The sequence below is a fragment of the uncultured Kluyvera sp. genome, from assembly GCF_902485085.1.
GTDB lineage: Bacteria > Pseudomonadota > Gammaproteobacteria > Enterobacterales > Enterobacteriaceae > Kluyvera > Kluyvera ascorbata.
The window spans coordinates 13,440-38,429 of record NZ_CABTJS010000009.1; the positions used below are offsets into that span (position 1 = coordinate 13,440).

Sequence of the window (24,990 nt, forward strand, 5' to 3'; positions counted from 1 at the left end):
GAGAACTCCCGGCGTCGCTGCGCTCGGCCGGGCTACGATTCGAATGCAGCCCGGCCGAGGCGTTCACGCCGACGCCGGGAAACTCACCAACGTCGTATCACACGTCGGTTTTTTCGCCCCAATACTTGAGCTTGCTGGTTTTCCCGATCCCCGGGTTCATGCTGTTGGTTGGATCGTTCTCGCGATAATGACGCTTCAGGTTCTCATCCGCTTCATACAGGTGCCCGACGTTATGCTCCGCTGGGTACTGTGCGCCGCGTTCACGCAGCAGTGCCAGCATCTGCTCTTTGACTTCGTGCGGGTCGACCCCTTTCTTAACGATGTAATCCTGGTGGAAAACGTAACACATAAAGTGCCCGTAATAGAGCTTATGCACCAGCTTGCTGTCGATTTCTGCCGGCAGATGCTCGAACCACTCGGTATCGTTACGGCGCAGCGCGATGTCCAGCGCCAGGATATCTTCCACGTCATCGGCGTGAACCGCCTGGTAGCGGATAGCCGCGCCCGCTGCCGCAAAGCGATGCAGGAACGCCTTGCTGCCTTCTTCCGGCGTGCAGACGAAGAAGTCGCCTTCCGCTTCTTTGAAGTATTCGGTAAGCCAGGCCTGCGCTTCATCAATGCCGTCGCCGGACATTTTCAGCAGCAGGTGATGTTCGTATTTATCGCGCCAGGTTTTCATGCGTTCCGGCAGATGAGCCGGGAAAGCGTGCCCCAGTTTTTGCATAAAGCGGTCGGTGAAGTGCGGCTTGAACAGCGACACTTTCTCCAGCATGGCGTCGGCACGGCCCTTCAGGGTGAAGAAGAACGGCATTTTGTCAGTACCGAGTTTATCGATCATCAGGAAGGTGTCTTTGCCGTACTGCTCGGCAATATCGTAGATATCGCGGTGCATGTACTCGCCCGCCACCGGCAGGTTTTTGAATTCGGCCAGGATATGGCGACGAATCTCGGTCAGCACGTCAGGTTGGTTGGTGCCGATGTAAAACACCTGCTGGCGTTTTTCCGCCGGGAAGGTGTCGAGACGCACCGCAAACACCGCCAGCTTGCCCGCGCAGCCGGAGGATTCAAACAGACGTTCCGGGTCGGCGTTGTATCGCGCTGGGGTATCGGCATTCACGTCGCGCACGCGGTTCACGTAGTCGTAGTCATGGGCGTGGCGACCATCGTGCTGCACATCACCGTCTTTGACGCGCTCGTCATCGAGCTTGCTGAGGATCTGCTCCGGCGTTTCGCCAAGGTCAATGCCCAGATGGTTGACCAGCGTCAGCTTGCCCTGTTCATCAATGCGCGCAAACAGCGACATTTCGGTATAGGCCGGGCCGCGCTGCACCAGCGAACCGCCGGAGTTATTGCAGATACCGCCAATCACCGAGGCGCCGATACAGGAAGAACCAATCACCGAGTGTGGCTCGCGACCGAGCGGCTTCAGCGCTTTTTCCAGTGAATAAAGCGTGGTGCCCGGCCACGCCAGCACCTGCTCGCCGTTATCCAGCAGGTGCAGCTTATCGAGGCGCAGGGTGCTGATGATGACGATATCGCGGTCGTAGTCGTTACCGCTTGGGGTTGAACCTTCGGTCAGGCCGGTGTTAGCGGCCTGCATCAGAATAATTTTGTCGGCGTTGACGCAGGCGTTCAGCACGCGCCATAACTCTAGCAGGGAGCCGGGGAAGACCACGGCCAGCGCGTCGCCGTGACCGGAACGAAAGCCTTTGCGATAGCGAGCGGTTTTAGCGGGGTCGGTCAGCAGGTGGGCGTGACCAACCAGGCGGGAGAGTTCGTTAATCAGCGCATTATTATCAGTTGTGGTTTGAGAAGACATTCTCCACTCCTTGTGGCGAGACAATTTTGTCGTTTCTAAGAATAGCGCTTTGTATGATCATTTGGTGAGTGAATGTTTCTAAAAATCAGAGAATAACCTTAGCTTTCTGTACCGCCGTCATTTAAGTTTATGGCAAACTGCGGTTTTTCATTGATGCTAGCCGCGCTACCCGGCATGGAATAAAGAGATCACAATAATATGAAATGGCTACTTTCTGTTGGCGTCGCCGTGAGTCTGGCGCTGCAACCCGCTCTGGCGGAGGATCTGTTCGGCAATCACCCACTCACGCCGCAGGCGCGTGATGCCTTTGTGACCGGTCTGCTCAAGAAGATGACGGTCGATGAAAAAATCGGTCAGCTGCGTCTGATTAGCGTCGGGCCGGACAACCCGAAAGAAGCCATTCGCGACATGATTAAAGAAGGGCAGGTTGGGGCGATTTTTAACACCGTCACCCGCCAGGATATCCGCGCCATGCAGGATCAGGTGATGTCGCTGAGCCGCCTGAAAATTCCACTGTTCTTCGCCTATGATGTGGTGCACGGTCAGCGTACCGTCTTCCCGATTAGCTTAGGCCTGGCCTCCACCTTCAACCTCGATGCGGTGAAAACCGTGGGCCGCATTTCTGCCTATGAAGCGGCGGACGACGGTCTGAATATGACCTGGGCGCCGATGGTCGACGTGTCCCGCGACCCTCGCTGGGGCCGTGCCTCCGAAGGCTTTGGCGAAGATACCTGGTTAACCTCCATCATGGGTGAAACCATGGTTGAAGCAATGCAGGGCAAAAGCCCGGCGGATCGCTACTCGGTGATGACCAGCGTGAAGCACTTCGCCGCCTACGGCGCGGTGGAAGGCGGTAAAGAGTACAACACCGTCGATATGAGCCCGCAGCGTCTGTTCAACGACTACATGCCGCCTTATAAAGCGGGGTTGGATGCCGGCAGCGGCGCGGTGATGATCGGCCTGAACTCGCTGAACGGTACCCCGGCCACCGCCGATGCCTGGCTGATGAAAGACGTGCTGCGCAAGCAGTGGGGCTTTAAAGGCATTACCGTTTCCGACCATGGGGCCATCAAAGAGCTGATTAAACACGGCGTAGCCTCCGACCCGGAAGATGCGGTACGCGTGGCGCTGAAGGCCGGCATCGACATGAGCATGAGCGACGAGTTCTACAGCAAATACCTGCCGGGGCTGATTAAGTCGGGTAAGGTGACGATGGCAGAACTCGATGATGCCACGCGCCACGTGCTGAACGTCAAATATGACATGGGTCTGTTTAACGACCCGTACAGCCACTTAGGGCCGAAAGATTCCGACCCGCAGGACACCAACGCCGAAAGCCGTCTGCACCGTGCCGAAGCGCGTGAAGTCGCACGCCAGAGCCTGGTGCTGCTGAAAAACCGTCTGGAAACGCTGCCGCTGAAGAAAAATGCTACCGTTGCCGTCGTTGGCCCGCTGGCCGATAGCCAGCGTGACGTGATGGGCAGTTGGTCTGCCGCGGGCGTGGCCGCGCAGTCCGTCACCGTGCTGACCGGCATTAAGAATGTGATGGGCAATGAAGGCAAGGTGGTTTATGCCAAAGGCGCTAACGTCACTAATGACAAAGGCATCGTCGACTTCCTGAACCTGTACGAAGAGGCGGTGAAGGTTGACCCGCGTTCGCCGCAGGCGATGATTGATGAAGCGGTCACCGCGGCAAAACAGTCCGATGTTGTCGTTGCCGTGGTCGGCGAAGCGCAGGGCATGGCGCACGAAGCCTCCAGCCGTACCGAGCTTTCCATCCCGAAAAGCCAGCAGGATCTGATTGCTGCGCTGAAAGCCACCGGCAAGCCGTTGGTCTTAGTGCTGATGAACGGCCGTCCGCTGACCCTGGTGAAAGAAGATCAGCAGGCTGACGCCATTCTGGAAACCTGGTTCGCCGGTACCGAAGGCGGCAACGCCATCGCCGACGTGCTGTTTGGCGACTACAACCCGTCCGGTAAGCTGCCGATGTCCTTTCCGCGCTCCGTCGGGCAGATTCCGCAGTACTACAGCCATCTGAATACCGGTCGCCCGTACAATGCCGACAAGCCGAACAAGTACACCTCGCGCTACTTCGATGAAGCGAACGGCCCGCTGTATCCGTTTGGCTATGGCCTGAGCTACACCACGTTCTCGGTTTCCGACGTGAAGCTGTCTGCGCCAACCATGAAAGCGGACGGCAGCGTGACCGCCAGTGTGCAGGTGACCAACACCGGCAAGCGTGAAGGGGCAACGGTTATCCAGATGTACCTGCAGGATGTCACCGCCTCGATGAGCCGCCCGATTAAACAACTGAAAGGGTTCGAGAAAGTAACGCTGAAGCCGGGCGAAACCCAGACCGTCAGCTTCCCGATTGACGTTAACGCGCTGAAGTTCTGGAACCAGCAGATGCAGTACGCAGCGGAGCCGGGCAAGTTTAACGTCTTTATCGGCGTGGATTCGGCGCGCGTGAAGCAGGGCGAGTTCGAACTGCTGTAAGACGAAGCCTGATGGCGCTGCGCTTATCAGGCCTACAACGTACCAGGTAGGCCTGATAAGGAGTAGCCGCCATCCGGCACGGGGGAGGGGGCAATCCCCCAACCCTGACTCCCGCACCGCTTTGTGATCCCCCTCCCAATTTATCCCCCATCTCTTCCCTATCTGCGTCAACCCACCGCTTTTCTCCCACCAAACTCAATCAATATGTGACCTCCGTCACTCATCAAACTCCACCGCTTCGCCATTTTGTGCGCTTGCTCAAAAGCGATGACCGGGGGCCATAACAGGCGTGATGCCATTCACTAATACGTAAAAAAGCCCGTATCTGCCCGGCGAGAGAATCGGCGCAAGCGCGTTAAATGCAGCTATCTCAACATTCGCAGGTAGCCACATGAAGATTTCATTGCATAACACCACACTCGACCGCAGCGGCAAGACCCCGCTTACCGCACAGCTTCAGCAGTTGATTGATGAAATCGACCGCGCCGGTGGCGGCACGCTGGTGGTCTCTCCGGGCGACTGGATGACCGGCACGCTGGTCCTGCCGTCAAACTTTACCCTGCATCTGGAAGCCGGGGCGCGCCTGCTGGCGAGCCCCGATGCGGCAGATTATCCGGCTGAACTGACGCAAACCGTCGCCGAACTTTCCCGCATGGCGCTGATTTATGCGCGCAACGCTCACCACATTACGCTCAGCGGTGAAGGCTGCCTGGCGGGCGGGGCCAGCGCCTGGTTCTCGCAGGATGCCGATGCTCAGGGCTACCGCCAGCCGAAAACCATGCGCCCGCGCATGCTGGTGCTGGAAGGTTGCCAGCAGGTACGCGTTCGCGACATCACCATCAGCGACTCGCCGATGTGGACCGCGCATCTGGTGAGCTGCAACCAGGTGTTTATTCAGAACCTGACCATTGATAACGATCTGGCGCTTTCCAACACCGACGCGCTGGATATTGATAGCTGCCAGCACGTGCACATCAGCGACAGCTACTTCAGCGCCGCTGATGACGGCATCTGCGTGAAAACCACCCGCAAGCCAGAAGAGCTCCAGCAGCCAACGCGCCACGTGGTGGTCAGCAACTGCCTGATCCGCTCAAAAAGCTGCGCCATCAAAATTGGCACCGAAACGTTCGCCGACATCAGCCATATCGCGGTGCACAACTGCTCAATCTTTGAGTCCAACCGCGGCATTGGCCTGGTCTCCCGCGACGGCGGGCGGTTCAGCCAGATGATCTTCAGCAACATTCTGTTCGACTGCCGCCACGGCCACCCGTGCCACTGGGGCAAAGCCGACCCGGTGTTTATCTCCGTACGCCACCGCGACCCGCAGGTGGAGCCGGGAAGGGTAGAAGACATTACCTTTAGCCAGCTCTCCGGAGTGAGCGAAGGCGCTATCAACCTGCACGCTGAAACGCCGGGCGATATCCGCCATGTCACTTTCAACGGGCTCTCATTGCAGCAGCTTGCTGGCCCGTCTGATGAGCAGGGCTGCTACGACATTCGCCCGCCGTGCAACCCGGCAAGCCCAACCGGCATGGGGCTCGACAACGCCTACCGCGTGAATCCGCAAACTGGCCGCGCCTGGGGCGTGGATGCCTACCCGGGCGGCCTGCCCGCGCTGTACGCCAACGGGGTGAGGGATCTCACCCTCAACGACCTGCGTATTCGCCGCCCGCAGCCGCTACCGCAGGGCTGGGGTGAGAGCGCCATCGTGCAGGAAAACGCCGACGCCTGATGCTATTTGACGACGGCGCGGCTTGCGGCCTTGCCGTCCTGTTCTGTTCAAGGGGATGGAAAATGATAAAAAAAGTGCGGGAGATAAAACTCCACAATTATATCTGTTACGGCCTGGCCGATGTTATCGGTTCAGGGGCTTTTACTCTGGTGAGCGCCTGGCTGCTGTTCTTCCTGACCACCTTCTGCGGCCTGACGCCAATTGAAGCGGGGTCACTGTTTGCCGTGGCGCGTATTGTCGATGTGATCATGTGTCCGTGCATGGGCTACATCTCCGATAACTTCCACAAAACGCGCCTCGGTCGCCGTTTTGGCCGTCGCCGTTTCTTCCTGCTGCTGAGCATTCCGCTGGTGGCGGTCTACAGCCTGCTGTGGGTACAGGGCTTCAACTACTGGATGTACCTGCTGGTCTATATCCTGTTTGAAATTGTCTACTCAATGATTTTGATTCCGTACGACACGCTGTCGGCCGAGATGACCAATGATTTTACCAAGCGCTCTAAGCTGACCAGCGCCCGTATGTACATCGCCCAGTTCGCGGGTTTCACCGCCGCGTTCCTGCCGGGCCGCCTGCTGGCATACTTTGGTTCTGATTCAGCAATTTCGTTCTTCTACGCCGGGGCGATTTTCACCGTCGCCTTTATGGTGGTTCTGTTCTTCGTCTACTTCGGCACCTGGGAACGTTCGCTGGAAGAGATTGAGCAGAGCGAACGCAGCGTTGAGACCGAAGAGAAGCAGCCGTTCGCTAAACGTCTCTTCGATATCTACTACGATTTTGTCTCCACCCTGAAAATCAAAACCTTCCGTTCACACCTGGGCATGTATCTGGGCGGTTCGGTGGCGCAGGATATCTTCAACTCCGTCTTTACCTATTTCGTGGTCTTTGCGCTGGCGACCTCATCCGTCGTGGCCAGTAACCTGCTGAGCGTGATTAACGGCCTGCAGTTCTTCGGCGTTGGCGTGGCTACCTGGCTGACCCTGCGTTACTCGCCGTCTCGGGCGTTTGCGACTCAGGCGCTGATGGCGCTGGTGGCGTTTGCCCTGTTTGCGGTGACGTATCTCTACGGCTCGACCAGCATGTCGATGCTGTATCTGGCGGCGGGCGTTGCTGGCCTTGCACGTGGCGGCATCTATTCCATTCCATGGAATAACTACACCTTCGTTGCCGATGTGGATGAGATTCTGACCTGTAACCGCCGTGAGGGGATCTTCGCGGGCTTTATGAGCCTGCTGCGTAAAGCCTCACAGGCGTTCTCCATCTTCCTCGTTGGCGTGGCGCTGCAAATGTCCGGCTTTATCACCGGTCACACCAGCCAGCCGCAGTCGGCTATCAATATGATTCTCGCCATCATGATTATTCTGCCGGTTCTGCTGACCCTGTGGGGCATCTGGTCTGCCTTCCAGTTCAAAGTGAACAGCCGCACCCATGCGGTGCTGAACGATGAAGTGGCGCGCCTGAAACAGGGCGGCAGCAAAGCGGCCGTCACGGCAGAGACCAAAGAGGTTATCGAAAGCCTGACCGGGATGCCGTACGACCATTGCTGGGGTGATAACACCGTGGGCCACGTCAACCGCAGTCTGCTGAAAGCCAGGCAGCATCAGTTAGCGCAGTTGAAAAACGCGTAAACACCAAACATAAGCACCCTGTAGCCCGGCCAGGCGAAGCGCCGCCGGGAAACAAACCGCACGTTCCCCAGCTACGGCTGGGACGTTTTTTTGGATAACGGAAATGACCGATCAAAGTTTATATATTCAACAGGGCATTTGGGCGCGCCTCGGCCTGCCGCGCGAGCTGGCGTGGGGATTCGTTGGCGTCTTCCTGTTTATTACCGGGGCAACTATCGAACAGAGCTGGCTGGCCTCGCTGCTGCAACAGCGCGGGCTTGATGCCGTACATATCAGCCTGCTGTCATCGGTCTTTGGCCTATGCGTGGCGGCCATCTCGTGGTTTTCCGGGATTGGCGCGGGCGTACTTGGCATTCGTCGCCTGATGTGGCTAGCGACGCTGCTCTATTTTATCGGCTCAGTCCCGTTTGTTTTCGTCGCGCTGCCGGACGGCAACTATCCGCTGATGATGGTGAGCTACGCGGTGCGCGGCATGGCCTATCCGTTGTTTGCCTACTCGTTTCTGGTGTGGATCAACCAGCGCTGCGAAAGTCGGATTCTCGGTCGCGCCGTCTCCTGGTTCTGGATTGCCTTTGGCGTCGGCATGACCATCGTTGGGCCGTGGTTCTCCGGCTTTATGATCCCTCGTCTCGGTGAAACCACCACTTTGCTCTCCGGCTTCATTTTCGTGCTGGCGGGCTGCGGCTGCGCGCTGCTCCTCAACCGCGACAAACCGCAGTGGCAGCAGGACGGTGCGGTAGGGCAGGCGCTGGCGGAAGGGATTATCGTGCTGGTGCGAGAACCGAAAATGCGCCTGGCGGTGGTGGTCAAAACCATCAACGATATTGGCAAGTTCTCGCTGGTTATCCTGATGCCGGTCTACCTGCCGCGCTTTGGCTTCAGCATTGAAGAGTGGCTCACCATCTGGGGCCTGGTGAACGTGGTGAACATCTTCGCCAGCTACTTCTTCGGTTGGCTGGGCGATACCATCGGCTGGCGTAACACCGTAGTCTGGTTTGCCGGTACGCTCTGCGGTGCGGCGGCGCTGGCGGTGTGCTATGCGCCGGTACTGTTTGGCCATAGCAGCGTGGCGATGGTTATCGCGCTGGCAATTTATGCCATCGGCCTTGGCGCATTCGGGCCGCTGAGCGCGTTGATTCCTTCGCTGCTGCCGGAAAATAAAGGTGCGGCGATCTCTTGTCTGAATCTCGGCTCGGGTCTCAGTAACTTTGTCGGGCCGTTTATTGTGACGCTGTGCGTGAATCCGCTGGGCGTAGAGGGCACGCTGTGGGTGATTGCGCTGCTGTATTTCGCAGCAAGCTTGCTGACGATCCCGTTAACGATTCCGAAAAAGGGGTGATTGCTGAGATTTCGTCTACGCTTTTTGCTTAAGCGCCTGTTATATCTCGCGCAAAAATAAGAGGAAAGCGTATGACGATTTCAAGGGGATGGACGGCATCATTGGTACTGGTGGCAGCGGTTGCGCTGCCGTTGCAGGCGGCTGAACCGGTAAAAGTAGGGTCAAAAATTGATACCGAAGGGGCGCTGCTGGGTAACATTATTCTGCAGGTGCTGGAAAGCCACGGCGTTAAAACGGTGAATAAGGTTCAGCTCGGCACGACGTCTGTCGTGCGCGGCGCAATAACCTCCGGCGCGCTGGACATTTACCCGGAGTACACCGGCAACGGCGCGTTTTTCTTCAAAGATGAAACCGATGCGGCATGGAAAAACGCGACGGCGGGCTACGAGAAGGTGAAAAAGTTCGATGCTGAGAAAAATCATCTGATTTGGCTGACCCCAGCACCGGCGAATAACACCTGGACCATTGCGGTGCGCAACGATCTGGCGGAACAAAATAAACTCACCTCACTTGCCGACCTGAGCGGCTATCTGAAAAAAGGCGGCACCTTCAAGCTTGCCGCTTCTGCTGAATTTATCGAACGCCCGGACGCGCTGCCGGCGTTTGAAAAAGCCTACGATTTTAAACTGAGCCAGGACCAGTTGCTGTCGCTGGCGGGCGGGGATACTGCGGTCACCATTAAGGCGGCGGCGCAGCAAACGTCTGGCGTCAACGCGGCGATGGCCTATGGTACCGACGGCCCGGTGGCGGCGTTGGGGCTACAGACCCTGAGCGACCCGAAAGGCGTGCAGCCGATTTATGCGCCGACGCCGGTCGTGCGTGAAGCGGTGCTGAAAGCCTATCCGCAACTGGACGAATGGCTTAAACCGGTGTACGCGAGCCTCGATGAAAAGACCCTGCAAACGCTGAACGCGAAGATTGCGGTCGAAGGGCTGGACGCCAAAACCGTAGCGGCAGAATACCTGAAGCAAAAAGGGTGGGCGAAGTAATCGGTTAATCACATGCCTCGCTGTACTCATCGCGTGGTGGCGCTGCTGGCAATCCTGTTGCTTACCGCCGCCGCGCTGCCGTTCGTCAATTTCGCCCCGAACCGTCTGGTCTCGGGCGAAGGCCTTTGGTTATGGCAAATCTGGGCCTTTCCTCCGCTGATTCTGCTGTTTATTCCAGCGCTGTTTTTACTGCTTTGCTGGTTGCCTGGTCGGCTGCCGAGCCTGTTGATTCTGCTGCTTGCCGAAGCCAGCTTTGCGCTTTTGCTGTGGGCGAGCGGCGAGGCCGCACAGCAGCTGGCGCAGAATAGTAGCCCGCTGGCACGTACTTCGCCGGGAAGCGGGCTGTGGCTGGGATTACTGCTGATGCTGCTGATATGCAGTGAGGCCATCCGTCGTTTGACCTCGCGGGCGTTATGGCGCTGGCTGCTGAACGTGCAGCTGTGGCTGCTCCCTTGTTGGCTGCTGTGGATTGGACAGCTTGACGGTCTATCGCTGATGAAAGAGTACGCCAACCGGCAAGAGACTTTTAACGACGCGCTCAGCCAACATTTGATGCTGCTGTGGGGCACGCTGGTGCCGTCGCTGCTGCTTGGTGTGCCCATTGGCATGTGGTGTTGGCGGCGGCCGGGGCGGCAGTCGAGCGTGTTTACCGTCCTCAACATTATTCAGACCATCCCCTCGGTGGCGCTGTTTGGCCTGCTGATTGCGCCGCTTGCCGGGCTGGTGCAGCGTTTTCCGTGGCTGACAAATCTCGGCGTGGCGGGAACCGGGCTGGCTCCGGCGCTGATTGCGCTGGTGCTCTACGCGCTGTTGCCTATCGTACGCGGCGTGGTGGCGGGGATGCAGCAGGTTTCATCGCAGGTGCTGGAAAGCGCAGCGGCGATGGGGATGAGCCGCGCCCAGACGTTTCTGCGCGTGCAGTTGCCGCTGGCATTACCGGTGCTGCTGCGCAGTCTGCGGGTGGTGACCGTACAAACGCTCGGTATGGCAGTCGTCGCAGCGTTAATTGGTGCCGGTGGCTTTGGCGCGCTGGTGTTCCAGGGGCTGCTCAGTAGTGCGCTGGATCTGGTGCTGCTCGGGGTGATCCCGGTGATCGCGCTGGCGGTGATCGCCGATGCGCTGTTCAGCCTGGCAGGCACCTTACTAAAAGGAGAGACCGATGATTGAGTTTTCTGCGGTCAATAAATCGTTCGGCCAGCATCCTGCAGTGAAGGATCTCACGCTGCGGCTGGAAGAAGGGGCATTTTCGGTGCTGATTGGCACCTCAGGTTCGGGGAAATCGACCACGCTCAAAATGATTAACCGGCTGGTAGAGCCCGATAGCGGGAGCATCCGTTTTGCCGGACAGGATATCCGCGAGCAGCCGCTGCTCGCCCTGCGTCGTCGCATGGGCTACGCCATTCAGTCTATCGGTCTGTTCCCGCATTGGACGGTGGCGCAAAACATCGCCACCGTGCCGCAGCTGCTGAAATGGCCGAAGGCGAAGGTGGACGCGCGAATTGACGAACTGATGGCGCTACTGGGGCTGGAACCGGTGCTGCGCACGCGTTTCCCGCACCAGCTCTCCGGCGGCCAGCAGCAGCGCGTCGGCGTGGCGCGGGCGCTGGCGGGCGATCCGGAGGTATTGTTGATGGATGAACCTTTCGGCGCGCTGGATCCGGTCACCCGCGGGGCGCTTCAGCAAGAGATGCGCCGAATACATCAGTTACTGGGGCGAACTATCGTGCTGGTGACCCATGATATTGACGAAGCGCTGCGCCTGGCGGATAACCTGATTCTGATGGACGGCGGTGAAGTGGTACAGCAGGGCACGCCGCTACAAATGCTCAGCCAGCCGGGCAGCGAATTCGTCCGTACCTTTTTCGGACGCAGTGAACTCGGTGTGCGGTTGCTGTCGCTGCGTCAGGTGACGGACTACATGCGTCATGGTGAGTGCGCCGAAGGGGAGGCGATTACCGCCACCGCGTCGTTGCGCGATGCGCTCTCCGGTTTTATGGCACAGCGGCGCACCGTGTTACCGGTGGCGGATGCGGCAGGTCAGGTCTGCGGCACGCTGCATTTTGCCGACCTGCTACGCGAGGAGTTGAGCGATGCGCCTGCTTCGTGATCCGCTGCTGTGGCTGCTGGCGCTGTTTGTCGGGCTGCTCGTCGGCTTGCCTTACAGCGAGCCGCTGTTTCATTTTCTGTTTCCTGAACAGCCGCGCCCGCTCTACCAGCAGGCCGGATTTCTCTCGCTAACGCTGGCGCATGCCTGGCTGGTGGGGGTCTCGAGCCTGGCGGCGATAGTGATTGGGGTCAGTGCGGGTGTGCTGGTGACGCGCCCGGCGGGCAGTGAATTCCGGCCATTGGTCGAGACGTTAGCCGCGATGGGGCAAACTTTTCCCCCGGTCGCCGTGCTCGCGATGGCCGTTCCGGTGATGGGGTTTGGCGAAAAACCGGCGATTATTGCGCTGATATTGTACGGCATTCTGCCCGTATTACAGGGGACGCTAGCCGGGCTGGCGGCGGTTTCCGAGAGCGCATTGAGTGTTGCACAAGGGATGGGGATGTCGGGCTGGCAGCGGCTACGTCAGGTTGAGCTACCTTTAGCGGCACCGGTTATCGTAGCGGGGATTCGCACCTCGGTTATCGTTAATATCGGCACAGCAACGATTGCCTCAACGTTTGGGGCAAATACGCTGGGCACGCCAATTATCATTGGCCTGAGCGGATTTAATACGGCCTACGTGGTGCAGGGGGCCATTCTGGTGGCGCTGGCGGCGATTATCGTCGACCGCGCCTTTGAGCGGCTGAGTTTACGGCTCAGCCGACACCGCCACGCACAATAAACGAATATCCCGCGAGCATGACACCGCCAATACCGCTGATAGCCATCAGCCCAAAAATGATGATCGCGGCGAGTTTGCTTGACTTCATGGTGTACTCCTTTTGTTAACCAAAAGATTATACCGCGAAGCTCGTCTGTTAACGAACGATTAATTTGCGGGGAGCGGGAAGGCGACTCCCTCCTCCTGCCAGCGCGACATTTGCTGTAGCTGGACGGTACTCGGGGTGGTGCCACACCAGATTAATAGCGTCTGACCGGGGAACAGTTCCGGCTGAACGTGGGTGAGCGAATGGGCCATCACGTCAACCCGCCAGCCCTGCTCACAGGCCACCCACCCTTCAAGCCACAGGCGCGTCATGTCGGCGACGTTCCAGCCGATGACCAACGCGTGCGGCCCTGACTTACGGCGGCCGGAGGCCAAATTGAGCGCGATATCGTTAATCAATACCCCGTCAAGCAGGCCCAGCAGCGTTTGTAGCGCGAATTGCGCGCTTTGCAGACGCAGACGCAGCGGATTAAACAGGCAGTCGACCAGCGTGCGGGCGCTGTAGCTGCGACGCAGTTCTTTCACCCACAGGCGCAGCGGGTGCAGGTGACCGTTACGAAGATAGTTCAGCGCTTTTTCCTGCTGTTCGCGCCAGCCATCCTGCTGCTCGCTGAGCAGGCCTTTGACTTTGCTCACCTGAACGCCGTTTTCTATCCAGCGCTGAATTTCGCGGATGCGGTCGATATCGTCATCATTAAACAGGCGATGGCCGCCGTCGGTACGCTGCGGCTTCAGGAGGGCATATCGCCGCTGCCAGGCGCGAAGCGTTACTGGGTTAATATCACAGAGCTGTGCGACTTCGCCAATCGTGTAAAGCGCCATCTTTTCCTCCGGCATGCGATATCCCCTTTAACTTTAGACGGGGATTGCTGCGCTGACCTGCTCTGGTCGTTTTTTATCCACCCCATGTCAAATGTGTGCGATAAAATGTGATCGGTAGCATTTTTTGCACTTTTATTGCCAGGTTTCAAAGAAAGTTATGCCGACTATGTGTATGTTACGCAGTTTTATTTCTGTTGTGGTGACGTGGTATGTACGAGTTTAATCTGGTGTTGCTGCTGCTTCAGCAGATGTGTGTTTTCCTGGTTATCGCCTGGTTAATGAGCAAGACGCGCCTCTTCATTCCGTTGATGCAGGTCACCGTGCGCCTGCCGCACAAGCTGCTCTGCTACGTCACGTTTTCTATTTTCTGTATTCTCGGTACCTATTTTGGCCTGCATATTGAAGACTCCATTGCCAATACGCGCGCGATTGGCGCGGTGATGGGCGGGCTTCTGGGCGGCCCGCTGGTGGGAGGGCTGGTCGGGCTGACCGGCGGTCTGCATCGTTATTCGATGGGCGGCATGACCGCGTTGAGCTGCATGATTTCGACCATCGTCGAGGGGCTTCTCGGTGGTTTGGTGCACAGCCTGCTGATTCGCCGGGGTCGCCCGGATAAAGTCTTCAGCCCGTGGACGGCGGGTGCTATCACCCTGGTGGCGGAGCTGGTGCAGATGCTGATTATTCTGCTGATCGCCCGCCCGTTTGAAGACGCGCTGCATCTGGTGCAGAGCATCGCGGCGCCGATGATGGTGACCAACACTGTGGGCGCGGCGCTGTTTATGCGCATCCTGCTTGACAAACGGGCGATGTTCGAAAAGTACACCTCTGCATTTTCCGCCACCGCGCTGAAGCTTGCGGCCTCGACGGAAGGTATCCTGCGTCAGGGCTTTAACGAAGAGAACAGCATGAAGGTGGCGCAGGTGCTGATTCAGGAACTGGATATCGGTGCGGTGGCCATCACCGATCGCGAGAAGCTGCTGGCCTTTACCGGCATCGGTGAGGACCATCATCTGCCTGGCAAACCGATCTCTTCGCGCTACACGCAAAAAACGATTGAGACCGGCGAAGTGGTCTATGCCGACGGCAACGAAGTGCCGTACCGCTGCTCGATTCACCCCAACTGCAAGCTCGGCTCGACGCTGGTTATCCCGCTGCGCGGTGAGAACCAGCGGGTGATTGGCACTATCAAACTGTACGAAGCTAAAAATCGCCTGTTCAGCTCGATCAACCGTACCTTAGGCGAGGGGATTGCTCAGCTGCTGTCGGCGCAGATTCTTGCCGGGCAGTACGAGCGGCAGAAGGCGCTGCTGACCCAGTCGGAGATTAAACTGCTGCATGCCCAGGTGAATCCACACTTCCTGTTTAACGCCCTTAACACGCTGAAAGCAGTGATTCGCCGCGACAGCGAACAGGCAAGCCAACTGGTACAGTATCTGTCGACCTTTTTCCGTAAAAACCTCAAACGTCCGTCGGAGATTGTGACGTTGGCAGACGAGATTGAGCACGTGAACGCTTATCTGCAAATTGAGAAGGCGCGCTTTCAGTCGCGGCTACAGGTGCATCTGGATATTCCAGAGGTGCTGGCGCACCAGCAGCTTCCGGCGTTCACCCTCCAGCCCATTGTCGAAAATGCGATTAAGCACGGCACTTCGCAGCTGATGGACGTGGGCGAGATTACGCTGCGTGCCAGCCAGCAGGACAGGCATCTGGTGCTGGATATTGAAGATAACGCCGGGCTGTATCAGCCTGGCGCTCAGTCTAGCGGTCTGGGCATGAGCCTGGTGGATAAGCGTCTGCGGATGCGTTTTGGCGACGAATGCGGGATTGCCGTTGCCTGTGAACCTGACCGTTTTACCCGCGTCACTCTGCGGTTACCTCTGGAGGAGAGTGCATGATTAACGTGTTGGTTGTCGATGATGAACCGCTGGCGCGGGAGAATCTGCGCGTTCTGCTGCAGACGCACGAGGATGTGAACATCGTCGGAGAGTGTGCTAACGCGGTGGAAGCCATTGGCGCGCTGCATAAGCTACGACCGGATGTGCTGTTTCTGGATATCCAGATGCCGCGCATCAGCGGGCTTGAGATGGTGGGCATGCTCGACCCGGAACATCGCCCCTACATTGTCTTTCTGACCGCTTTTGATGAGTACGCGGTCAAGGCCTTTGAGGAGCATGCGTTTGACTATCTGCTTAAGCCGATTGAAGAAAAAAGGCTGGAAAAGACCCTGATGCGCCTGCGCCAGGAGCGGGCGGCGCAGGATATGTCGGTGCTGGGCGAAAATCAGCAGGCACTGAAGTTTATTCCCTGCACCGGGCACAGCCGAATTTACCTGCTACAAATGGACGACGTGGCGTTTGTCAGCAGCCGGATGAGCGGCGTTTACGTCACCAGCGGCGAGGGCAAAGAGGGCTTTACCGAGCTGACGCTGCGCACGCTGGAAAGCCGTACGCCGCTGATTCGCTGCCATCGCCAGCATCTGGTAAACATGGCGCACCTGAAGGAAATTCGTCTGGAGGACAATGGTCAGGCCGAACTGTTGCTGCGCAACGGGCAGACCGTGCCGGTAAGTCGTCGTTATTTGAAGACCCTGAAAGAGGCGTTGGGGCTATAATTCGTGTAGAATCAGCCATCATTTTTTCACTACCACCGTCGAAGGCACTATGGTCAGTAACGATATTTTACGCAGCGTCCGCTACATCCTGAAAATGAACAATAACGATCTGGTGCGTGTTTTCGCGCTGGGCGAAGCTGAAGTCAGCGTTGAACAGCTGGCGCCGTGGCTGCGCAAAGAGGATGAGGAAGGCTTCGTGCGTTGCCCGGACATTATGCTGTCGTGCTTCCTGAACGGCCTGATTTATGAAAAGCGCGGTCGTGACGAGTCTGCTCCGGCGCTGGCGGTGGAACGTCGTATCAACAACAACATCATGCTGAAAAAGCTGCGTATCGCGTTTGCGCTGAAAACCGACGATATTCTGGCTATCCTGACTCAGCAGCAGTTCCGCGTCTCTATGCCGGAAATTACTGCCATGATGCGCGCCCCGGATCATAAAAACTTCCGCGAATGCGGCGACCAGTTCCTGCGCTATTTCCTGCGCGGTCTGGCGATTCGTGAGCACGCGGCGAAGTAATCATCAGTAGTTCCCGGCCAAGCGAAGCGCCGCCGGGAATGCACGAAACTTAAAAAATACCCAAGCCTGATAAACGTCTCGCGATAAGTCATTCCGGTGTAGATTGCCTAACTTATTTTCGGCAGTTTGTAGCGAACGCTTCGTCCTCCAGCCCCTCCGGCTTGCAGAAAACCGAGTTCACACAATTGCGCCAGATGGCGCGTTGCCGTCGCCCGACTCACTCCAGCAACGGCCTTATACTGCGTGTTATTGATCCCCAATTCAAAATCACCGTCCAGCATCCGATTGAGTACTTTGACCTGCTCCGCGTTGAGCGAGGAGGCATCAAAAAAGCGCCAGTACTTTGCCTTAAAGACCGTCTGGGCGATAAGGTCCTGCGTCTGCCCAATAGAGGCCTTTAGCGTATTGAGGAACCAGGTCAGCCAGGCGGTGATATCCAGTTCACCTTTTTGCGTCTTTTCTATCACCTCATAGTACGCTTTACGTTGTTCATGAATGGTGCGCGACATAGCATAGAGGCGAACGGTGCGCTGTTCCGCCTGCGCGAGGGCCAAATCCATAATCAGCCGTCCAATCCTGCCATTCCCATCTTCGAAGGGGTGAATAGTTAAGAACCAGAGATGGGCGATGCCAGCACGTAACAGCGGGTCAAGGGTGGTATCCTGTCGGCTCTTGTTAAACCATGCCACAAAAGCGCTGATTTCCACGTTAATACGTGACGCTTCAGGGCCTTCAAAGTGAATAACCGGTTTGTCGATTCGACCTGAGACCACCTGCACAGGGCCATCACGGAACTTACCGCCGACAATCGTGTGTAGGATTGTGTGGCTTTCAGGAAAGAGAAGGCGATGCCAGTGCAGCAGTCGTGCCTCATTTAATGGGGCATCCAGATTGTTGATGGCATCCAGGGCTGATTCGACCAGACCTTTTGTTTTTTTATCGACCGGGTAGGGGAGGTCGGTTTGAACGCCAAGGTGAACGGCGAGCGATGAACGTACCGAGTGCGCATTGAGTTGTTCGCCCTCAATATCGCTGGAATAAATGATGTTGGCCAAAATTGCGTCAAGCGTGGTTTGCGCCGCGTCGGCGATTTGACTACTACCGTAGAGAGTGCCCTGTAGGAACTGCGTTTCGCGCAACAGCGGGGAGAGTTGTTGCCGATCCCAATGGAATGCGGGCCATGCTTTTTGCTGCCAAATCCACATATGTTTTCTCCCCTGAGTTAAATACCGATATTATTCGACTCATATTGTGAGTCGAATAATATGTGTAAATGACTCATAGGTCAATGCAACGAAAAGGGAGAGTATTTTTACGGACCAATAAAAAACGCTGCCGAAGCAGCGTTTTTTTATGCAGATTATTTCACCTGCTGGCCTGGTTTCGCACCGTCATCCGGGCTTAACAGGAAGATATCTTTCCCGCCAGGACCTGCCGCCATCACCATCCCTTCCGAGATGCCGAAGCGCATTTTACGCGGTGCCAGGTTCGCCACCATCACGGTCAGGCGACCGATCAACGGCTGTGGGTCCGGGTAAGCAGAGCGGATACCGGAGAAGACGTTACGCTTCTCGCCGCCGAGATCCAGCGTCAGGCGCAGCAGCTTGTCGGAGCCTTCCACGAACTCGGCGTTTTCAATCAGCGCCACGCGCAGGTCAATTTTGGCGAAATCATCAAAGGTGATGGTTTCCTGGATTGGGTCATCCGCCAGCGGGCCGGTAGCCGGGGCAGCGGCTGCTTTCACTTCTTCTTTAGACGCTTCCACCAGCGCTTCCACCTGTTTCATTTCAATACGGTTATACAGCGCCTTGAAGGTGTTGATCTTATGACCCACCAGCGGCGCGTTGATAGCATCCCAGTTCAGCTCGGTGTTGAGGAACGCTTCTGTACGTGCAGCCAGCTCAGGCAGAACCGGCTTCAGCCAGGTCATCAGCACGCGGAACATGTTCAGGCCCATGGTACAGATAGCCTGCAGGTCGGCATCGCGGCCTTCCTGTTTAGCGACAACCCACGGTGCCTGCTCGTCAACGTAGCGGTTAGCGACGTCGGCCAGCGCCATGATTTCACGAATGGCTTTACCGAATTCACGGCTTTCCCACGCTTCGCCAATGCTGGCAGCCGCGTCGGTGAAGGTTTTGTACAGTTCTGGGTCAGCCAGTTCCGCGGACAGCACGCCGTCGAAACGCTTAGCGATAAAGCCAGCGTTACGGGAAGCCAGGTTCACCACCTTGTTCACGATGTCGGCGTTGACGCGCTGGATGAAATCTTCCAGGTTCAGGTCGATATCGTCGATGCGGGAAGAGAGCTTCGCGGTGTAGTAGTAGCGCAGACTGTCGGCATCAAAGTGCTTGAGCCAGGTGCTGGCTTTAATAAAGGTACCGCGAGACTTGGACATCTTCGCCCCGTTCACCGTCACGTAGCCGTGCACGAACAGGTTGGTCGGCTTACGGAAGTTGCTGCCTTCCAGCATGGCAGGCCAGAACAGGCTGTGGAAGTAGACGATATCTTTGCCGATAAAGTGATACAGCTCGGCGGTAGAGTCTTTCTTCCAGTACTCGTCGAAGCTAATGGTGTCGCCGCGCTTGTCGCACAGGTTCTTGAAGGAGCCCATGTAGCCGATTGGCGCATCCAGCCAGACGTAGAAGTATTTGCCCGGCGCGTTCGGGATTTCAAAACCGAAGTAAGGCGCATCGCGGGAGATATCCCACTGCTGCAGGCCGGATTCAAACCATTCCTGCATTTTGTTCGCGACCTGCTCTTGCAGCGCGCCGCTGCGGGTCCATGCCTGCAGCATTTCGCTGAAGGACGGCAGGTCAAAGAAGAAGTGCTCAGACTCGCGCATCACCGGCGTGGCGCCAGAGACGACGGATTTCGGCTCGATAAGCTCGGTTGGGCTGTAGGTCGCGCCGCACACTTCGCAGTTATCGCCGTATTGATCCGGTGATTTACATTTCGGGCAGGTGCCTTTGACGAAACGGTCCGGCAGGAACATGCCTTTTTCCGGATCGTACAGCTGAGAGATGGTGCGGTTTTTAATAAACCCGTTCTCTTTCAGGCGACCATAAATCAGCTCGGACAGCTCGCGGTTCTCGTCGCTGTGCGTCGAGTGGTAGTTGTCGTAGCTGATGTTAAAGCCCGCAAAATCAGTCTGATGCTCCTGACTCATTTCGGCAATCATCTGCTCTGGGGTAATACCCAGCTGCTGTGCTTTCAGCATGATTGGCGTACCGTGGGCATCGTCCGCGCAGATGAAGTTAACCTCGTGGCCGCGCATTCGCTGGTAACGGACCCAGACATCAGCCTGGATGTGCTCCAGCATATGGCCGAGGTGGATGGAGCCGTTGGCGTACGGCAGCGCGCACGTTACCAGAATTTTCTTCGCGACTTGAGTCATAGTGGGTATTACTTCTTCTGTTTGAAAAAAGGGGGTTTGATATTACCAAAAGGGTAGAGGGTGTGCCATACATGCTTGAGCGTACCTGTGGTAGACTTAGGCGTACTGAAAGCAATTGAAAACAACAAAGGAGTCGGGATGAACTCAGAATCCCAGGCCAAATCACCTGAACGTCTACGTGCGATGGTCGCCGGCACGCTGGCAAACTTCCAGCACCCCACCCTGAAGCACAACTTAACGACGCTAAAAGCGCTGCACCACGTCGCCTGGCTTGACGATACCGTGCACATCGAACTGCAGATGCCGTTTGTCTGGCACAGCGCCTTTGAAGAATTAAAAGAGCAAACCAGCGCTGAACTGCTGCGGGTGACCGGGGCGAAAGCCATCGACTGGAAGCTGTCGCACAGCATCGCCACGCTGAAACGCGTGAAAAACCAGCCGGGCGTCACCGGCGTGAAGAATATTATTGCCGTCAGCTCCGGCAAAGGCGGGGTGGGTAAATCGTCCACCGCCGTGAACCTGGCGCTGGCGCTGGCCGCGGAAGGGGCGAAAGTGGGCATCCTCGATGCCGACATCTACGGCCCGTCTATCCCGAACATGCTGGGCGCGGAAAACCAGCGTCCAACCTCACCAGACGGCACCCATATGGCGCCGATTATGGCACACGGCCTGGCAACCAACTCCATCGGCTATCTGGTCACTGACGACAACGCCATGGTGTGGCGTGGCCCAATGGCCAGCAAAGCGTTGATGCAGATGCTGCAGGAGACCATGTGGCCGGATCTCGATTACCTCGTGCTGGACATGCCGCCGGGTACCGGTGATATCCAGCTGACGCTGGCGCAAAACATTCCGGTGACCGGGGCCGTTGTGGTCACTACGCCGCAGGATATCGCGTTGATCGATGCCAAAAAAGGCATTGTGATGTTCGAAAAAGTGGAAGTGCCGGTGCTGGGTATCGTGGAGAACATGAGCATGCACATCTGCAGCAACTGCGGTCATCACGAGCCGATTTTTGGCACCGGTGGCGCAGAGAAGCTGGCAGAGAAGTATCATACCCAACTGCTGGGCCAGATGCCGCTGCACATCAATCTGCGTGAAGACCTGGATAACGGTACGCCGACGGTGGTTGCGCGCCCGGAAAGTGAATTTACCGAGATTTATCGTCGACTGGCGGGGCGCGTAGCGGCGCAGCTCTACTGGCAGGGCGAAGTGATCCCTGGCGACATCGCGTTCCGCGCGGTGTAACACAGGTAAAAAGAGGCCGGGCGCATCACTGATGCGCCCGGCCTTTATTCATTAACGGTGATAGAAAATTTCGCCGTCGTAGACTTTGCTAATGGTGCCGTCGGCATCGCTAATTTGCACATAGTTACCGCCCATGTACGTCCAGCGGGTGCCTGCGTCCGGCGCTGGCAGGTTACGCTGCTGCCATTGCGTGATGTTGTACTCTGGTGTCAGGTACATGGCTGGCGCTTTGTCGCCAATCTTGAACTGCGTGAAGTCGGCAGTGAACTCTTTCAGCTCATACTGCTGAATACCGGTAGCCGGAGCAGCCCACGCCGCGCCCGCCGTTGCCAACAGTACGCCCAGAAGCATCATTTTTGTTTTACGCATACTATCCCCATATTATCCTGGATATAAAATTGCAGCTCCGTATGATTCCTGATGCGCGCCCTCAATGGCAAGCGCTGGTTTCTTAAAAAGTGTAAGCAAACAGCGACGACCTCTCATTTGAGGATAATTCTGGCACCCGCCTCTAAGGACCCTTATGTTCAGGCTGGAAGACTTATCACTGTTCGTACGCGCCGCCGCGTTGAACAGCTTTAGCGATGCGGCGCGAGAAGCGGGCATACCCCCGGCGCAGGTTAGTTCAGCGATTAAACGGCTGGAGACAGCGCTAAACGTGCGCCTGTTCGCGCGTTCCACGCGCAGCCTGCGTCTGACGGTAGAAGGTGAGGCCTGGCTGCCGTATGCCTTACAGATGCTGGACGCGCTGCAAAATGGGCTACAAAAAATCCACACGCCGGATGATGAGGTGCGCGGTACGCTGCAAATCGCCGTGCCGTCAGATCTCGGCCGTAACCTGCTGCTGAACGTGTTTCGTCGTTTCCGCGAGCGCCACCCGGCGCTGCGGCTGCGCATTCTGTTTTCCGATCATCTCACCGATGTCTTCAAAGACCCGGTAGACGTGGCGTTTCGCTACGGCGAAAACCACGATGCCTCATTTGTGTCGCTCCCCGTCGCGCCGGATAACCGCCGCGTGGTGGTGGCATCACCCGACTGGATCGCACGTCACGGCGAACCGCAGACGCTCGCCGACCTCGAAAAATGCAATGCGCTGACTTACGTGCTGCGCGGCAGAGCGTTTGACCGCTGGCCGCTCAGCCAGGATGGCGTTGAGTACAGCGTCCAGGTCAGCGGCAGCATTACCAGCGACGATGCCGAGGTGATTCGTCGCCTGGCGATTGCGGGAGAGGGCGTAGCGTTTAAATCGATGCTGGATGCCTGCGACGACCTGCGCGAAGGGCGGCTCAAGGTGCTGCTGCCGCAGTATCAAGGTGATGTAGTGCCGCTCAATATGATCTGTCCACACCGCAAGCAGCTTTCTGCGGCGGTGCGGTTGCTGTATGAGGCGGTGAAAGCGGAATGTGCGACAAAGCAGCTTTAGCCGCCGTTACGCTGGACTGGACCGGCGGAGGACGCTATTGCGCCGTCGGTTTCAGTAGCCCGCCCGTCGACTTGTTATGTTCTAAATACTGATGCTGGAAAATACACATTCGTATCGTGTTGCGGTATTCACCGTTAACGAAGAACTCATGAATTAATTCGCCTTCCTGGATAAACCCAAGCTTACGATAAATATGAATCGCTTTGGCGTTCTCTTTATCCACGATGAGATAGAGCTTATAGAGATTCAGTACCGTAAAACCGTAATCCATTGCCAGCTTAGCGGCGCGTGTCGCCAGGCCTTTGCCCTGGTATTCCGGCGAGATGATAATCTGAAACTCGGCTCGGCGGTGAATATGGTTTATTTCAACCAGTTCCACCAGGCCTGCGTTATTGCCATTAAACGAAATGACAAAACGGCGTTCGCTCTGATCGTGAATATGTTTATCGTAAAGGTCGCTCAGCTCAACGAAGGCCTCATAAGGTTCTTCGAACCAATAACGCATTACGCTTGCGTTATTATCGAGTTGATGCACAAAGCGCAAATCTTCGCGTTCAAGGGGTCTTAGTTTAATGTCTGATGGTTCTGGCATAATATTTTCAGCCTCTTGGGAAACTGGAAATATATTATCTGTTTGCGGTGGGCGTCATCAAGATTTGAAAAAAATTACAATTAATTCAGCAAGGTAAGACAACCTATTTTAGGCCCTCATCAAGCGGAGGCGCTCGCCTGATGAGGGTAGGGGAATTAGTGCTTCACCAGCGTGGCAAAGTAGTACACCAGCGGCACCGCCAGTACCCACAGCCCGATGGGAATTTCACGCCATTTTCCGGCGATGGTTTTAATCACGATAAAGAACAGTAGACCGCCGGCAATCCCGGTGCCGAAGCTGTTGGCGATCAGGGTGATCATTACCATCATCAGTACCGGCAACCCGTCGGTGAAGTTACCGAGGTCAACCTTACGCAGGCCGCTGAACATATTCAGCCCAATCAGCATCAGCGCGGGCGCGGTGGCTTCTTTTGGGATCATTAGCGCTACCGGGGTGAACAACAGCATCAGCAAGAACATCATTGCCGCCGCCAGCGCCGTCAGGCCAGTTTTACCACCGGCTTCCGCCGCCGCCGAGGATTCAATCAGCGCGGTTGCTGCCGGAATACCGAGCCACGGGCCGATAGCGGCGGCAATCGAATCGACCATAAACGGACGGTTGATGTGCGGCATATTGCCTTCTTTATCCAGCAGCCCGGCTTCACCGCCTACGGCGAGCGTGGTACCCATCGTGGAGAAAAACTCAGAGGCAAAAAAGACGAACAGGAACGGCAGGAAAGCGATATTGAGCGCGCCCAGCATATCGACGTGACCGAGCACCGGCGTCAGCGAGTGCGGCATATCGATAAAGCTGGCGGGTAAATGCGTCACGCCAGCGGGAATACCGACCAGGGTAGCGAATAAAATCGCCCATAAAATGGCCCCCGGAATGCGACGGGCTTGTAGCGCTATCGCGAGGAATAAACCGCACAGTGCGACCAGCGCACCTGGTGCCATAAAGTCGCCCAGCATCAGTGAATTGGTTTTGGCGTTGGCCAGCACCAGCCCGGCGTTACGAAAACCTAATACCGCCACGAACAGACCGATAGACGCGGTTAACCCTAGCTTGATTGACTGTGGCACCGAGCGGGTAACCACTTCCCGCAGGCCGAATTTGGTCAGCAGGAAGAAGAGAATGCCCGACCAGCAGGCGATGCCGAGACCAATCTGCCAGCCTATGCCTTCGCTGCCTGCGAGCGTCACGCCCACCAGCACTGAACCACCGATGCCAGGGCCAACGATAAACGGCAGGTTAGCGTAGAACGCCATCAGCAGCGTACCGCCAACGAACACCAAAATCGTGCCCGTTGTCGCCGCGCCTTTATCCATACCGCCAACGGCCAGTAAACCGGGGATCACCACCAGCAGATAGGCCGCGGCAAGGAACCCGGTGACCCCTGCCAGGCATTCGGTGCGCAGTGAACTGCCGCGTGAAGACAACGAAAAACGTCGCTCAAGCCAACTCCCAGCGGTTGGCGTTTGAAGGGTATTATCGGCCATTGTGTGGCGCT

At 57.1% G+C, this 24,990-nt stretch carries 21 protein-coding genes; 13 read left to right on the forward strand and 8 right to left on the reverse strand.

Going from position 1 to position 24,990, the window contains the following annotated elements; genetic code table 11:
- Positions 1 to 97: 97 nt before the first annotated feature.
- Positions 98 to 1,819, reverse strand: coding sequence for a D-lactate dehydrogenase (gene dld, locus RDN66_RS01555; RefSeq protein ID WP_035895663.1), 1,722 nt, complete (start codon positions 1,817 to 1,819; stop codon positions 98 to 100).
- 198 nt (positions 1,820 to 2,017) lie between these two features.
- Here dld and bglX point away from each other — a divergent pair, with 198 nt between their 5' ends.
- The 8 genes from bglX (at position 2,018) to RDN66_RS01595 (ending at position 12,828) form a co-directional block, all read left to right on the forward strand.
- Complete coding sequence (gene bglX / locus RDN66_RS01560) at positions 2,018 to 4,315, forward strand: beta-glucosidase BglX (protein ID WP_308537480.1); 2,298 nt, start codon at positions 2,018 to 2,020, stop codon at positions 4,313 to 4,315.
- A gap of 391 nt (positions 4,316 to 4,706) precedes the next feature.
- A complete protein-coding gene (locus RDN66_RS01565; RefSeq protein WP_202217603.1) occupies positions 4,707 to 6,047 on the forward strand; it encodes a glycoside hydrolase family 28 protein in 1,341 nt (446 codons plus the stop codon).
- 62 nt (positions 6,048 to 6,109) lie between these two features.
- Positions 6,110 to 7,672, forward strand: a complete 1,563-nt coding sequence (locus RDN66_RS01570; RefSeq protein WP_202217604.1) for an MFS transporter — start codon at positions 6,110 to 6,112, stop codon at positions 7,670 to 7,672.
- Positions 7,673 to 7,775: 103 nt separating this feature from the next.
- Entirely contained in the window at positions 7,776 to 9,011 is a 1,236-nt protein-coding gene (locus tag RDN66_RS01575; RefSeq protein WP_202217605.1) for an MFS transporter, read from the forward strand.
- 71 nt (positions 9,012 to 9,082) lie between these two features.
- Positions 9,083 to 10,000: an ABC transporter substrate-binding protein gene (locus tag RDN66_RS01580; protein WP_202217606.1), complete on the forward strand. Its 918-nt coding sequence runs from the start codon at positions 9,083 to 9,085 to the stop codon at positions 9,998 to 10,000.
- A 12-nt stretch (positions 10,001 to 10,012) separates the two neighbouring features.
- Positions 10,013 to 11,167, forward strand: coding sequence for an ABC transporter permease (locus RDN66_RS01585; RefSeq protein WP_202217607.1), 1,155 nt, complete (start codon positions 10,013 to 10,015; stop codon positions 11,165 to 11,167).
- A complete protein-coding gene (locus tag RDN66_RS01590) occupies positions 11,160 to 12,107 on the forward strand; it encodes an ABC transporter ATP-binding protein (protein ID WP_202217608.1) in 948 nt (315 codons plus the stop codon). The genes RDN66_RS01585 and RDN66_RS01590 overlap by 8 nt, the downstream gene beginning before the upstream one ends.
- A complete protein-coding gene (locus RDN66_RS01595; protein ID WP_308537482.1) occupies positions 12,091 to 12,828 on the forward strand; it encodes an ABC transporter permease in 738 nt (245 codons plus the stop codon). Before RDN66_RS01590 ends, RDN66_RS01595 begins: the two co-directional genes overlap by 17 nt.
- Here RDN66_RS01595 and RDN66_RS01600 read toward each other — a convergent pair.
- Both RDN66_RS01600 and RDN66_RS01605 read right to left on the reverse strand, forming a co-directional pair.
- Positions 12,803 to 12,916 carry a protein YohO gene (locus tag RDN66_RS01600; RefSeq protein ID WP_115073879.1) on the reverse strand — a complete coding sequence of 38 codons (114 nt, stop codon included), beginning with the start codon at positions 12,914 to 12,916 and terminating at the stop codon, positions 12,803 to 12,805. The genes RDN66_RS01595 and RDN66_RS01600 overlap by 26 nt on opposite strands.
- A gap of 59 nt (positions 12,917 to 12,975) precedes the next feature.
- Positions 12,976 to 13,695 carry a MerR family transcriptional regulator gene (locus RDN66_RS01605; RefSeq protein ID WP_202217609.1) on the reverse strand — a complete coding sequence of 240 codons (720 nt, stop codon included), beginning with the start codon at positions 13,693 to 13,695 and terminating at the stop codon, positions 12,976 to 12,978.
- A 209-nt stretch (positions 13,696 to 13,904) separates the two neighbouring features.
- Between RDN66_RS01605 and RDN66_RS01610 the strand changes: the two genes are divergently transcribed.
- From RDN66_RS01610 to RDN66_RS01620, 3 genes are read left to right on the forward strand one after another with little or no spacing between them, the layout of a single operon-like run.
- The gene (locus RDN66_RS01610; RefSeq protein WP_035894900.1) at positions 13,905 to 15,590 is read left to right on the forward strand and encodes a sensor histidine kinase; all 1,686 of its coding nucleotides are present in this window, start codon (positions 13,905 to 13,907) and stop codon (positions 15,588 to 15,590) included.
- Positions 15,587 to 16,306, forward strand: a complete 720-nt coding sequence (gene btsR / locus RDN66_RS01615; protein WP_308537483.1) for a two-component system response regulator BtsR — start codon at positions 15,587 to 15,589, stop codon at positions 16,304 to 16,306. Before RDN66_RS01610 ends, btsR begins: the two co-directional genes overlap by 4 nt.
- A 49-nt stretch (positions 16,307 to 16,355) precedes the next feature.
- Positions 16,356 to 16,823 carry a DUF1456 family protein gene (locus tag RDN66_RS01620; protein WP_035894898.1) on the forward strand — a complete coding sequence of 156 codons (468 nt, stop codon included), beginning with the start codon at positions 16,356 to 16,358 and terminating at the stop codon, positions 16,821 to 16,823.
- Between the two features lie 107 nt (positions 16,824 to 16,930).
- On the opposite strand, the gene RDN66_RS01625 is transcribed toward RDN66_RS01620, so the two are convergent.
- Positions 16,931 to 18,028 carry a Fic family protein gene (locus tag RDN66_RS01625; RefSeq protein ID WP_202217611.1) on the reverse strand — a complete coding sequence of 366 codons (1,098 nt, stop codon included), beginning with the start codon at positions 18,026 to 18,028 and terminating at the stop codon, positions 16,931 to 16,933.
- A 155-nt stretch (positions 18,029 to 18,183) separates the two neighbouring features.
- Positions 18,184 to 20,217: a methionine--tRNA ligase gene (gene metG / locus RDN66_RS01630; RefSeq protein WP_202217612.1), complete on the reverse strand. Its 2,034-nt coding sequence runs from the start codon at positions 20,215 to 20,217 to the stop codon at positions 18,184 to 18,186.
- Positions 20,218 to 20,355: 138 nt separating this feature from the next.
- Here metG and apbC point away from each other — a divergent pair, with 138 nt between their 5' ends.
- Entirely contained in the window at positions 20,356 to 21,465 is a 1,110-nt protein-coding gene (gene apbC / locus RDN66_RS01635) for an iron-sulfur cluster carrier protein ApbC (RefSeq protein ID WP_035894896.1), read from the forward strand.
- A gap of 51 nt (positions 21,466 to 21,516) precedes the next feature.
- Here apbC and RDN66_RS01640 read toward each other — a convergent pair whose 3' ends face one another.
- Entirely contained in the window at positions 21,517 to 21,834 is a 318-nt protein-coding gene (locus RDN66_RS01640) for an RcnB family protein (protein ID WP_123651850.1), read from the reverse strand.
- 154 nt (positions 21,835 to 21,988) lie between these two features.
- Between RDN66_RS01640 and RDN66_RS01645 the strand changes: the two genes are divergently transcribed.
- Positions 21,989 to 22,888, forward strand: a complete 900-nt coding sequence (locus tag RDN66_RS01645) for a LysR family transcriptional regulator (RefSeq protein WP_035894894.1) — start codon at positions 21,989 to 21,991, stop codon at positions 22,886 to 22,888.
- A 34-nt stretch (positions 22,889 to 22,922) separates the two neighbouring features.
- On the opposite strand, the gene speG is transcribed toward RDN66_RS01645, so the two are convergent.
- On the reverse strand, positions 22,923 to 23,480 hold the full coding sequence (gene speG, locus RDN66_RS01650) for a spermidine N1-acetyltransferase (RefSeq protein ID WP_035894893.1): 558 nt from the start codon (positions 23,478 to 23,480) through the stop codon (positions 22,923 to 22,925).
- Between the two features lie 155 nt (positions 23,481 to 23,635).
- Positions 23,636 to 24,979: an NCS2 family permease gene (locus RDN66_RS01655; protein ID WP_202217613.1), complete on the reverse strand. Its 1,344-nt coding sequence runs from the start codon at positions 24,977 to 24,979 to the stop codon at positions 23,636 to 23,638.
- Between the last annotated feature and the right edge of the window lie 11 nt (positions 24,980 to 24,990).